This window comes from Bradyrhizobium sp. ARR65, assembly GCF_000472385.1.
In the GTDB taxonomy this organism is placed as follows: domain Bacteria; phylum Pseudomonadota; class Alphaproteobacteria; order Rhizobiales; family Xanthobacteraceae; genus Bradyrhizobium.
In genome coordinates, this window is record NZ_AWZU01000012.1 from 81,851 (window position 1) to 94,508 (window position 12,658).

A 12,658-nucleotide genomic window follows, 5' to 3' on the forward strand; every position below is an offset into this window, starting at 1 on the left:
TGGCAGGAGAGTCGGATGGCGGCCACCAGCGATGAGGCGGGCCAAGGTGCGGGGCAGGCGGCGGCCGGTCAGGCGCAAGCAGCGGGGCGGCCGCGGCCCAGCCAGCGGCGCGTGGCGCAGTGGATGCGCGACTATGCGCGGCTTCCCGGAATCCCCGATGAGTATATCGGCAGCGAGGGACCGCGCGCGGTCTGGACCCGGTTTTTCGATGCGTTTGCCGCCCTGTCGCCCGCCGAGATCGAGCGCCGCTTCGGCGCGGCCGACCGGCATTTGCGCGAGGCCGGTGTCACCTATCACGCGCCGGGCGAGGCCGCCGAGCGGCTGTGGCCGCTCAGTCACCTGCCGCTTCTGATCGATGAGGCCGATTGGCTGCAGCTCTCTGCCGGCATCGTGCAGCGCGCCGAACTGCTCGAGCTGGTGCTGCGCGACCTCTATGGCGAGGGCCGCCTCATCGCCGATGGCGCCATCCCCGCAGCGGCGATTGCCGGCAGCGCCGAATATTTGCGACCCGTCTGCGGCGTCAAGCCGCCGGGCGGGCGCTACTTGAGCCTCTACGCCGCCGATGTCGGGCGCGGCCCCGATGGCCGCTGGTGGGTGCTGTCTGACCGCACGCAGGCTCCGTCGGGGGCAGGCTACGCGCTGGAGAACCGGCTGGTGCTGTCGCGCGCCTTTGCCTCGCTCTACAAATCGATGAATGTCGAACGGCTCGCGCCATTTTTCGAGGCCTTCCGCGACTCACTTCGCGCCAGCGCCGATCGCGACGAGCCGCGTATCGGCGTGCTTACGCCGGGCAGCTTCAGCGAGACCTATTTCGAGCATGCAACGCTGGCGCGCTATCTCGGATTTCTCCTGGTCGAGGGCGACGACCTCGCGGTGTCGGGGGACCGGGTCCACATCCGCACCGTTGCTGGCCTGAAGCGGCTCGACGTGCTGCTGCGGCGGGTCGATTCGAACTCGCTCGACCCGCTCGAGCTCGATGCCTCCTCGCATCTCGGCGTGCCCGGCCTGATCGATGTCCTGCGCAAGAGCGGCGTCGTGGTCGCCAACATGCCGGGATCGGGCGTGTTGGAGGCGCGTGCATTATTGGGTTTCCTGCCAAGCCTTTGCCGCCGCCTGTTGGGCGAGGACTTGAAGATGCCGCACATCGCGACCTGGTGGTGCGGCCAGAAGGCGGCGCGCGAGGAGGTGCTCTCAAGGCTCGACGATTTTGCGATCGAAGGCGCCTATGGCCGGACCGTCCCCGGCTTTGCCAGCCATGGCCCGGTGCTGGCAAGCGAACTGTCGCCGAGCGAGCGCGAGCAGCTAAAAGCCGCCATCCGCGACCGTGGCATCGATTATGCCGGCCAGGAGCTGGTGCGGCTGTCGACCATGCCGGTGTGGGACCACGGCCGGCTCGCTCCGCGCCCTTTCGTGCTTAGAGTGTTTGCGGCCGCGACGCCCGACGGCTGGATAATGATGCCCGGCGGCTTCTGCCGGATCGCCGAGCAGCTTGATGCGCGCGCGGTCTCCATGGGCGACGGCGCCCGCGCCGCCGACGTCTGGGTGGTCTCCGACAAGGAGGTGTCGACTCGTACGCTATTGCCGGCCTCCGACACCGTGCGTATCCGGCGTATCGCCGGCGTGTTGCCGAGCCGCGCCGCCGATAATCTGTTCTGGCTTGGTCGCTATCTCGAACGCGCCGAGGCGACCTTGCGCCTGGTGCGCGCGCTCGGCACGCACCAGCGCGATGCCGGCGAGGGCGCGCCCGGCGCGCTGCAGGTGGCCGAACGCATCCAGCGGCTGCTCGTTGCCTGGGGCGCGGCCTCGCAGAACGCACGGATGCAACCAGCGAAGGTCGCGGCCGAAGCGCTGCAGGCCGAGGAGCGGTTCGGCTCCGGCCTCAATTTGGTGCGCGCCGCGCAGCGCACCGCGACGTCCTTGCGCGAACGGCTGTCACCAGATGCCTGGCAGGTCATCACCGAAATGGCTGAGCGGCTCGCCAACGAGATCGAGGATGATGACGGCGTGATCAGCGCCGCTGAACTCACGCTGCAGGAGCTCGCGAGCTTCGCCGGCCTCGCCCAGGAGAACATGAACCGCGCCGCCGGCTGGCGCTTCCTTGAAATGGGTCGTCGTGCCGAGCGCGCTATCAACACCACCCGCTTCGCGCGCCAATTCGCCTACGACGAGGCCAGCGATGAAGATCTCGATACGCTGCTCACGCTGGTCGATTGCCAGATCACCTACCGCTCGCGCTATTTGCTCGCGCCGGTGCTGGCGCCGGTGCGCGATCTTGCCGTGCTCGATCCTTATAATCCGCGCTCGGTCGCATTCCAGGTGCAGGCTCTGAACGAGCATATCGCGAGTCTGCCGGCGCTGAAGGAGACCGGCCTGATCGAGCGGCCGCAACGGCTTGCAGTCGCGTTGCAATCCACGCTCACGACCGCGGAAGCGGCTTCGCTCGATACCAAGACGCTGTTCGGGCTCGAGCAGGACCTTCTCAGTCTCGCCGATGCCATCGGCTCGCATTATTTCCCGCATGGGCCCAACGCCAGCCGGCCCGAGAAGCTGACGGGCCTTGCGTGATCTACGACATCCGGCACGTCACCACTTACGCTTATGAGAGCGCGGTCAGCTTCGCCCGCTGTACGCTGCGGCTCGAGCCGCTGAGCGGGCACGGGCAACGATTGATGTCGCACCATGTCGAGATCCGGCCGCGTCCGATCGAGCGCACGATGCGGCGCGACTTCTTCGGCACGCTCACCGAGAGCGTGGTGATCGAAGCCCCGCATCGCCATCTGCGCATCGACTCGCGCTCGCGTGTGGAGGTCGCGCGCAAGGCGCCCGGTCGCGCCGTGGAGAGCCCCGCTTGGGAGCGCATCCGCGATATCGCGTTCGGGGCCAACAGCCTCGGTCCCGCGTCGCCCATTGGCTATGTCTTCGCAAGCCCGCTGGTACCGGTGCTTACGCCGATCACCGCTTACGCCGCCGCGAGCTTTCCGCCGGGCGGCGGGATTCTCCTCGGCGCCGTGGACTTCATGCATCGCATTCGCACCCAGTTCAGATACGATGCCAAGGCCACCGCGATCTCCACGCCGCTCAAGGAGGTGTTCGAGAATCGTCACGGCGTCTGCCAGGATTTTGCTCATGTGATGATCGCAGGGCTCCGCGGCCTCGGGCTGCCTGCGGCCTACGTCAGCGGTTACCTGCGCACCATTCCGCCGCCAGGACAGCCGCGCCTGGAGGGTGCGGATGCGACCCATGCGTGGGTCTCGCTCTGGTGCGGCGAGGCGCTCGGCTGGATCGGCCTTGATCCGACCAACGACCTGTTGGTCGAGAACGATCACATCATGATTGCGATCGGGCGCGATTTTTCCGACGTGTCGCCGGTGGACGGCATCATCGTCGGCTCGCCCAAGCAGAAGCTAAATGTTGCCGTCGATGTGTTGCTCGTGGAGTGAACATGTTCCGCGCGGAAATCAAAAAATGGGAGTTCCACATCACGCAGCGGTGTCGGAACGGCAGGGAACAGCCGGAACAAAGAGCCGCTGTCGGGATTGTTTGTTGCCGTAGCCCGCCTTGTCGGGCTCATCTTCTCATGCAAGCGATGGAGTGATCCTGATGAGACGATTATCGCTGGCCCTTGGCCTCTTGGCCGCATGTGTCGCCACCGGCGCTTCGGCCGAAACGGTCAACCTGACCGGCACCTATCGGTGCATTCAGAACTGCCGGGACGGCATGTTCGGTGCGCCCGCCTTCGTCACCCAGAATGGCGAGGCGGTAACGCTGACGACGGAAGCGGGCGACTCATTCAAGGCCTGGCCTGACTGGAACGCGCCCTATAGCCGGATCTGGATCGATGCGCGTGACGAGGGCGCCGTCTATTCGCCCGACGGCATGCGTATCCAGTTCGACGATGGCCGCGTCTGGCAGCGTGATATCGGCCCGCCGCCTCCGCCGGTTGTGTGGCGTAGGTCGCGTGCGGAGTGGCGGTACTAACAAATCAAACGGTGACCGCAGGGTGGGCACAGGCGCGTTTGCGCCGCGCCCACCCGACGTATTGTTATCGCTTCCCCTTCCCCTTCGTCCTTCGCGCCTTCTCACCTTCTCACCTTCTCACAATGAGGGTTCACCGATTAGGCCACCTTCTGGCCGCCCGCCGGGCCTGCCCGCAGATTGCGGAAGAATTTTTCAACCTCGTTCGACAGCGTTTGCGCTGTCGAGGCAAGGCCGCCGGAGGCTGAAAGCACCGAGGCCGCCGCAGTCGAGGTTTCGCCGATGGCGTCACGCAGAGAGGCGATATTGGCGACCAGCGTGTGGTTGCCTTGCGCCGCCGATTGCGCATTGACGGATATTTCGCGCGTGGCGGCATCCTGCTGCCCGACGGCGCCGGCAATCGTCGATGTGATGTCGTTGATCTCGCGGACAGCATGACCGATCTCGCGCACGGCGTCGACCGCGTTCTTGGTCGAGTTCTGGATCAGCGCGACATTCTGGCCGATCTCTTCGGTGGCCTTGGCGGTCTGGCCTGCCAGCGCCTTGACTTCGTGGGCGACCACCGCAAAGCCGCGGCCGGCATCGCCCGCGCGCGCCGCCTCGATGGTGGCGTTGAGCGCGAGGAGGTTGGTCTGCTCGGCGATCGCCTGGATCAGCGTCAGCACGCCATCGATCCGCTGCGTGGCCGCGGCCAAACTCTCGATTTCGGCGATCGATTTTTCAGTGCGCGCACCGGTCTGTTCGACGGCGGCTGCGGATTGCCGAACCTGACGGCCGATCTCCTGCACCGAGGCGGACAGCTCCTCGGTTGCGCTCGCAACGGCGGAGACATTGCCAGAGGCTTGCGCGGTCAGGCCGGCCGCGGCATCCGCGCGCCCATTGGCGTCCGAGGTCACGCGGTTGATGGTCTCGGCCGTTCCGCGCATCGCGGTCGCATTCTCATCGACGGCACGCACCACCGCGCCGATCGCGTGCCGGAACTCTTCGACTGCGGCTTCGATGTGCCGGCTGCGCTCTTCACGCGCCCTGGAATCCGCCGACACCTGGGCGTTGAGATTGCGGTTGCGCTCCATCGCTTCCTGGAAAATGCGGATGGCCCGGGCCAGCGCACCGATCTCGTCACTGCGTTGTGTGTGTGGCACTTGGACGTGGTCGCCGCCTTCGGCGACACGCTCGATCGTCGCTGTGATGGCCGACAGCGGCCGCGCGATCGAGCGCGCGATTATGACGATGCCGATCACGACGAGCGCCAGCGCGACGCCGCCCAGGCAGGTCAGCACGAAGGAGAGCTCGCGGTTGAGTTCGGTCTCCGCCGAGATCTGCCGGCCGCGTTCGGCATAGACCTTTGACAGAGCCTCAAGGTCCTTGTTCAGTGCCGAACGCACCGCGCGGTTGGCATCATTGTCGCCCCATTCACGCCCCGCCGCGGGGTTGATCTCGTAGGCGCGGCGCACCAGCTCTTTGCGGAAATCGACGAATTGCTCGATGCGCTTCTTAAAAGTTGCGAACTGCGCGGCATCGTCAACCTGGACGATACTTTCCCATTTCTGGACGATGCCGAGAATTTGGTCGTTGAACTTGAGCAGGCCGTCGCCGAACTTCCTCACAGCCGCCGGATCGGTCGACATGTAGACGCCGCGGGACTCCATGACCACCGCATAGACCAGCGAATTGACGCGCTCGACATTGAGAGCAGCAAGGTTGGCCCGCTCGATGGCCGCGGTGAGTTCGGTATTGCGGCGGCTGTTATAGTCGGACAGCACCGCGATCGCCGCGGTCAGCACGGCGAACAGCGTGAAAATCGAGTACAGCCTCGCTGCAAGCGAAAGGCGCGAAAACAGGCTCATGATGGAATTTCGGCTGTTGAAATGTTGGGCCGACGGGCTCCCCCTGAACCTGGCAAGTGCGCCAGCCGATGCGTGATTGTGCAGGGTTCCGATGGATAAAATCTTAATGCGCGAGCCCTTGTGCGCTGCAACTTGCACAGGAATTGCCTATCGGAATCATACTTTTGCAGGGGCCGGTAAGGTGTCAAAGCCGGCTCTTGGGAGAATCCCGTAGTAATACAGGACACCTCGGCCGGCGCCGTTTACCTTTGCAACGCACAGGACGCGCAGGGAGCCAGTCGCCATGGGCTATCGCCACACCATCGCCGCCACTGCTTACCTGTTCGACGATCTGCGCGATCTCCTCGCCAAGGCGACGCCGCCGCGCTCGGGCGACCGGCTGGCGGGGATCGCGGCCCAAACCGCCGAACAGATGATCGCTGCGCGCATGGCGCTGGCTGACGTTCCGCTGCGGCAATTCCTCAACGAGGCCGTGATCCCCTACGAGGACGACGAGGTTACCCGCCTGATCATCGATACCCATGACGAACAGGCGTTTGCGCCGGTCGCCGCCATGACGGTCGGCGCGTTCCGCGATTTTCTGTTGTCGGATGCGGCGGCGACCGGCGCACTGCAAAAGCTTTCGCGCGGCGTCACGCCGGAAATGGCGGCGGCGGTGTCGAAACTGATGCGCAACCAGGACCTGATCCTGGTCGCAAAAAAGTGCCAGGTGACCACGGCCTTTCGCGACACCATCGGCCTGCCGGGCCGCATGAGCGCGCGGCTGCAGCCGAATCACCCCTTCGACGATGCCAGGGGCATCACCGCCTCCATCCTCGACGGCCTTCTGCTCGGGTCAGGCGATGCCTGTATCGGCATCAATCCCGCAAGTGACGATCCGGCCGTTATCGGCAGGTTGCTCCACCTCCTCGACGAGGTGATTGCGCGGCTGAAGATCCCGACTCAAGGATGCGTGCTGACCCACGTCAGCACGAGCCTTGACCTGATTAATCAGGGTTTTCCGGTCGACCTCGTCTTCCAATCCATCGCCGGGACCGAAGCCGCCAACCGCAACTTTGGCGTCGAATTGAAGTTGCTCCGGGAAGCGTATGAGGCGGGTCGCTCGCTGCGGCGCGGCACGGTCGGCGAAAATCTGATGTACTTTGAGACGGGGCAGGGCTCTGCGCTGTCGGCTAATGCCCATCATGGCGTCGACCAGCAGACCTGCGAAGCCCGCGCCTATGCGGTGGCGCGCGCGTTCAATCCGCTCCTGGTCAACAGTGTGGTCGGCTTCATCGGGCCCGAGTACCTCTACGACGGCAAGGAGATTATCCGCGCAGGCCTCGAGGACCATTTCTGCGGCAAGCTGCTGGGCCTGCCGCTCGGCGTGGATGTCTGCTACACTAACCATGCCGAGGCCGATCAGGACGACATGGACAATCTCTTGACGCTGCTCGCTGCGGCGGGCGTCACCTACATCATGGGTGTACCCGGGGCCGACGACGTCATGCTGAACTATCAGTCCACCTCCTTCCACGATGCACTTTATATCCGCGACCTCTTCGGCCTGAAGCGCGCGCCGGAATTCGACGACTGGCTACTTCAGGTCGGGCTCGCCGATTCCAGCTTCCGGCTTGCCGGCGATGCAGGGCAGTTACCCGAATTTGCCTCGCGCTTGATCGAACAGGAGAGCCCCGCCATTTGAACCGAGGCCGTGAAGCGAGCGTCTTTAAAGCATCGATGAGAGCGGCGGTCACAATCTTGAGCATTTTTGGGCCCAGCTTTGTCGCACGCGCTGATGATTTGCCGGACCGGTGCGCAATGGCGGAGGGGAGTCGATGAGAGCTGCAAGCAGCGAGATGGTGCGTCGCATTCTTTGTGTGTTCCCGCGCTATACGTCCGCTTTCGCGACCTGGGAATACGCCTATCCATTGACGGACGGCGTTCGGGCCTTGATGCCCCCGCAGGGCCTGCTGCTGATCGCCGCCTACCTGCCGGAAAACTGGCAGGTGCGCTTCGTCGATGAGAACATCCAGCCGGCAGCGAGGCAAGACTTCGAGTGGGCCGACGCGGTCTTCGTCAGCGGCATGCACATCCAGCGCAAGCAGATGAACGACATTTGCCATCGCGCACATGAATATGACCTGCCCGTCGCCATCGGCGGGCCCTCCGTGAGCGCCTGCCCGGAATATTATCCAGCCTTCGACTATCTTCACCTCGGCGAGCTGGGCGACGCGACCGATGCATTGCTCGCGCAGCTTGCGCGCGACGTCTCGCGGCCGCCGGAACAGATCGTGTTCAAGACGCTCGATCGCCTGCCAATGACCGAATTTCCGGTGCCGGCCTACGAGCTCGCCGACTTGGACAAATATTTCCTGGCCAACATCCAATATTCGAGCGGCTGTCCCTATCAATGCGAGTTCTGTGATATTCCCGGCCTCTACGGCCGCAATCCGCGCGTCAAGACGCCGCAGCAGATCATCGCCGAGCTCGACAAGCTGCGCGAAGGCGGATCAACCAACACGGTCTATTTCGTGGACGATAATTTCATAGGCAACCGCAAGGCGGCACTGGAGTTGCTGCCGCATCTGATCGAATGGCAGAAGAAGCACGGTTATCCGACGCGGCTCGCCTGCGAGGCGACGCTCAACATCGCGAAAAGGCCCGAAATTCTGGAGAAGATGCAGGAGGCGTTCTTCATCACCATCTTCTGCGGCATCGAGACGCCCGATCCCGACGCGCTCAAGGCGATGCAGAAGGACCACAATATGATGGTCCCGATCCTGGAGGGCGTGCGCACAATCAACTCCTACGGCATGGAAGTGGTCTCGGGCATCATCATGGGGCTCGACACTGATAAGCCCGATACGGCCGATGCGCTGCTGCAATTCATCGACCAGTCCAGAATCCCGATGCTGACCATCAATCTCTTGCAGGCATTACCGAAGACGCCGCTATGGGATCGGCTGGAGCGCGAGGGCCGGCTCATTCACGACGAGGGCCGCGATTCCAATGTCGACTTCCTGCTGCCTTACGACCACGTGGTCAGCGAATGGAGGCGGTGCATGGAAATAGCCTATGATCCGGAAAGGCTCTTTGATCGTTACAACTATCAATGCGAATATACCTATGCCAACCGGGTGAAGCCGCCCGTCCGCGGGCAGGCGACCTGGGCCAACATCAAGCGCGCGCTCGTCATCCTGCGTAATGTGTTCTGGAAAGTCGGCGTGCTCGGCGACTACCGACGCGTATTCTGGAAGTTTGCGCTCAAGCGGCTGCGGAAGGGTGATATCGAAGGACTGCTAGCGGCAACGCTGGTCGGCCATCACCTGGTCAGGTTCGCTCAGGAAGCCACGAGGGGCAATCAGAACGCCTCGAACTATTCGGTCAGGCTGCGCGAGGCGGCGGTACCCGCCGAATGAGTGTATGACCACACCGACCCGCCGATCAGTCTCGCGCTTGCGTGAGCTCACGCCAGCGCGCGTGGCGCTGGGTCGTGCCGGCGCGAGCCTGACGACGAAAGCTCTGCTTGACTTCACCCTGGATCACGCGCGCGCTCGCGACGCCGTGCAGGCGGCGTTCGACGCGCGCAGTTTGATGGCGGCGCTTGGCGCGCTTGGCCTCGATGTCCGCGCCGTCAACAGCCGAGCGGCGAGCCGGCAGGATTATCTCAAGCGTCCCGATCTCGGCCGCCGGCTCGATCAAGCGAGCATCGAGATGCTGCAAGAACGCAAGGGCGCGACGTGCGATGTCGCGATCGTGGTAGGAGACGGCCTGTCGCCGACAGCCGTGCACACCCATGCGGTCGAACTGATGCGGCAGCTCTTGCCGCGCCTTGCGGCCGACCACATCGAGGTTGGCCGAACTGTGGTTGCCTCCGGGGCACGGGTCGCGCTCGGGGACGAAATCGGCGCGCTGCTTGGCGCGCGCATGGCCGTGATGTTGATCGGCGAGCGACCCGGACTGTCGGCGCCCGACAGTCTCGGGGCTTATCTCACTTTTGCGCCGCGGCTGGGCCGTTCGGATGCCGAGCGCAACTGCGTTTCCAACATCCATCGCAACGGGCTGACTTACGACGAAGCCGCCTTCAAGATCGCCTGGCTGGTTCGCGAGGGGTTGAGGCGGAACGTCACAGGCGTTGCACTAAAGGATGAAAGCGGGGAGTTAGCGCAGCCGCGAATCTCGCCAGTGTCCTCTGCGTGACATATTCGCCACGCGCGGCGCAAAAGCATCAAAGACGATCGATTTTTCACGCTTTCGTGGGGGGAACTTGCGAGTCGAGCGCCAGACCTGCTAAACCGCCAGCCGTGATTTTTCGAAACATTATCGAAGCTTAGTGCCGATCAATGAAGGCCGCGCGCAGTGATTTGACGTCCGCCTTCTGGCACAATCGCGCGTGCGGAAGTTAAGCTATAGACATTTGTTCCCATTCCAGAACCGGTCAGGGCATGCTCGAGAAGAATTACGACAGTCAGGTCCATGTCGAGCAGGTTGAAGAGCGTCCCACGGGGAGCATCGCCTTCGGCCTGGAGCGGATCGGGCTGATCGCGGTCAAGGCGCCGATCCTGTCCTGCATCATTCTGGCCGCCCTCGTCGTCGCCGCCGTGTTCGGCATCCAGCGCATCAAAATCGACGATTCGCTCTCCCAGCTATTCCGCTCCGACACCAAGGAATTCCACCAGTACGAGGAGGTGACCAAACGCTTCCCGGCCGAGGAATTCGATGTGCTCGTCGTCGTCGAAGGCAAGGACCTCCTGGCGCGCGACAATCTGGAAAAGCTGCGCGACTTCGTCACCGACCTGCAGCTCGTCGACGGCACGCGCGGGCTGGTGTCACTGTTCTCCGCCCGGCAGGCCCCGGCTCCGGGCAAGTTGCCGGCCGCGCTGTTCCCGAGCGAACTGCCGACCGGAGAGGCCTATAACAAGTTCATCGAGACCGTCAAAAGCAACGAGATCATTCGCGGCAAGCTGCTCTCGGAAGACGGCACGCTGGCGTTGATCGTGCTGTCGCTCGAGCCCGATGTCGTCTCCTCGAATAAGCTCGCCACGACGGTCGGCGATATCCGCAAGCTGGTGTCGCAGGACCTCGGCGATACCGGACTCAACGTCGAACTCTCCGGCGTGCCGGTCATGCAGCTCGAGATACGCAACGCGGTGGAGCGCGACGGGCTCACCTATAATGTCCTCGGCATCGTTGCCGGTTGCGTCATCGCCATCATCTTCTTCCGCAAGATCTCCTTTATGGTCGTGGCGGCATTCCCCCCGATGATCGCGATCCTGCTGGCACTCGGCGGGCTCGGCTGGGCCAATTTCAACCTCAACATGTTCCTGAACGTGATGACACCGCTCATCATGGTGATCAGCTTCTCCGACTCGATGCAGCTCACTTTCGCTGCACGCGACCGGCTGATCGCGGGGCAGGACAAGTTTACCGCGTTCAAGAACGCGGTGCTGGTGGTGGGACCTGCCTGCGTGCTGACGCACGCGACCGCCGGCATTTCCTTCATCGCCCTGCAGTTCTCCGACTCCGACCTGATCCGCAAGTTCGGCGAGGCAGGCTTGGCCGCGACCATCATTGCGCTGCTGGCCGTGCTGTCGCTGGTGCCGGTGTTCGGTGTCCTGCTCGTGCGCAACGAGAATGTCTTCGCGGTCAAGTTCCAGCGCGCCGACGCCGGCGTGCAGATGCTGCGCAATTTTTGCTACTGGATCGCGGTGCGCATGGTCAGCCGTCCCGGCCTGTTCAGCCTGATCGCGGTGTTGTTCGTAGGCAGCCTTGGGGTGGTCTATGCCAACCTGCAGCCGCGCTACCGGCTCGCCGACCAGGTGCCGGACAAGCGACAGGCGGTCGCGGCGAGCGAGCGGCTGGACGCAAAGCTCACCGGCGCCAATCCGATCAACGTGCTGATCGAATTCCCCAAGGGCGCATCGCTCTATTCGCCTGAGACCTTGCAGACGATCGCCGATGTTCACGCTACGGTCGAGCGCGCGGCCGGCGTGGGCAACGTCTGGTCACTGGAGACGCTGCGCCGCTGGCTCGCCGAAAAGGTCGGCACCACCGATGTCGGAACATTGAAGGAATATGTCGACCTCATTCCCAAATATCTGGTGCAGCGCTTTATCGACCCCGAACAGGACGCGGTCGTGGTGGCGGGCAGGGTGCCTGACAAGGACTCCAGCCAGCTTCTGCCTGTGGTCGAGAAGCTCGACCATGAACTGGACGCGGTACGCAAGAAGCACCCGGGCTATGAGATCGCTGTCACCGGGCTGGCTGCGATCGCCGCGCGCAACTCGGCCAACATGATCGAGAAGCTTAACCGCGGTCTCACGATCGAATTCGCTTTCGTCGCGATCTTCATCGGCCTCGCGTTCCGCTCCTGGGTGGTGATGTTGGCCTGCATCCTGCCGGGCATCTTCCCGGTGGTGATGTCGGGCACGCTGCTCTACTTGCTGGGAGAGGGGCTGCAATTTGCCAGCGTCGTCGCGCTGACGGTGTCCTTTGGCCTCGGGCTAAGTGCGACCATCCATTTCCTGAACCGCCTGCGCTTGCAAACCAAGCCTGGCGTCACCTCGGCAGTGGCGGTAGAGCGCGCCACCGTGCTGGTCGGTCCGGCACTGATCCTGACGACGGTGGTGCTGGCCTGTGGCCTTGGCGTTACTATCTTCTCCGACCTGCCTTCGCTGCGGCTGTTCGGCTGGCTCAGCGCGTTTTCGATGGTGGCAGCGCTTGTCGCCGACCTCTTCATCCTGCGGCCGACCGCGATGTGGCTGATCAATCTGCACGAGCGCATCCACGGGCCGGAGAAACGCTCGGTGTGAGTCTCTTCTGTATTCTTCCCTTGCCCTGAAGCGGGGCCAGGG

Annotated in this window: 8 protein-coding genes; 7 read left to right on the top strand and 1 reads right to left on the bottom strand. The window is 63.8% G+C overall.

The annotated features are described in order from the left end of the window. The first annotated feature begins 15 nt into the window (after positions 1-15). The 3 genes from F758_RS0115765 (at position 16) to F758_RS0115775 (ending at position 3,978) form a co-directional block, all read left to right on the top strand. Positions 16-2,565, top strand: coding sequence for a circularly permuted type 2 ATP-grasp protein (locus F758_RS0115765; RefSeq protein WP_024508757.1), 2,550 nt, complete (start codon positions 16-18; stop codon positions 2,563-2,565). Continuing rightward, on the top strand, positions 2,562-3,440 hold the full coding sequence (locus tag F758_RS0115770; RefSeq protein WP_024508758.1) for a transglutaminase family protein: 879 nt from the start codon (positions 2,562-2,564) through the stop codon (positions 3,438-3,440). Before F758_RS0115765 ends, F758_RS0115770 begins: the two co-directional genes overlap by 4 nt. A 151-nt stretch (positions 3,441-3,591) precedes the next feature. Then, positions 3,592-3,978, top strand: a complete 387-nt coding sequence (locus F758_RS0115775) for a hypothetical protein (protein WP_024508759.1) — start codon at positions 3,592-3,594, stop codon at positions 3,976-3,978. A 137-nt stretch (positions 3,979-4,115) separates the two neighbouring features. On the opposite strand, the gene F758_RS0115780 is transcribed toward F758_RS0115775, so the two are convergent. Continuing rightward, entirely contained in the window at positions 4,116-5,822 is a 1,707-nt protein-coding gene (locus F758_RS0115780) for a methyl-accepting chemotaxis protein (protein WP_024508760.1), read from the bottom strand. A 283-nt stretch (positions 5,823-6,105) separates the two neighbouring features. On the opposite strand from F758_RS0115780, the gene F758_RS0115785 reads away from it, so the two are divergent. The 4 genes from F758_RS0115785 to F758_RS0115800 all read left to right on the top strand — a co-directional run bounded on the left by F758_RS0115785 (position 6,106) and on the right by F758_RS0115800 (position 12,616). After that, positions 6,106-7,506 (top strand): ethanolamine ammonia-lyase subunit EutB, encoded by a 1,401-nt coding sequence (locus F758_RS0115785; protein WP_024508761.1) that lies wholly within the window; start codon positions 6,106-6,108, stop codon positions 7,504-7,506. Between the two features lie 133 nt (positions 7,507-7,639). After that, positions 7,640-9,223 (top strand): B12-binding domain-containing radical SAM protein, encoded by a 1,584-nt coding sequence (locus tag F758_RS0115790; protein WP_024508762.1) that lies wholly within the window; start codon positions 7,640-7,642, stop codon positions 9,221-9,223. A gap of 4 nt (positions 9,224-9,227) precedes the next feature. Next, a complete protein-coding gene (gene eutC / locus F758_RS0115795; RefSeq protein WP_024508763.1) occupies positions 9,228-10,004 on the top strand; it encodes an ethanolamine ammonia-lyase subunit EutC in 777 nt (258 codons plus the stop codon). Between the two features lie 245 nt (positions 10,005-10,249). Next, a complete protein-coding gene (locus F758_RS0115800; RefSeq protein WP_024508764.1) occupies positions 10,250-12,616 on the top strand; it encodes an efflux RND transporter permease subunit in 2,367 nt (788 codons plus the stop codon). The last annotated feature ends 42 nt before the right edge of the window (positions 12,617-12,658 follow it).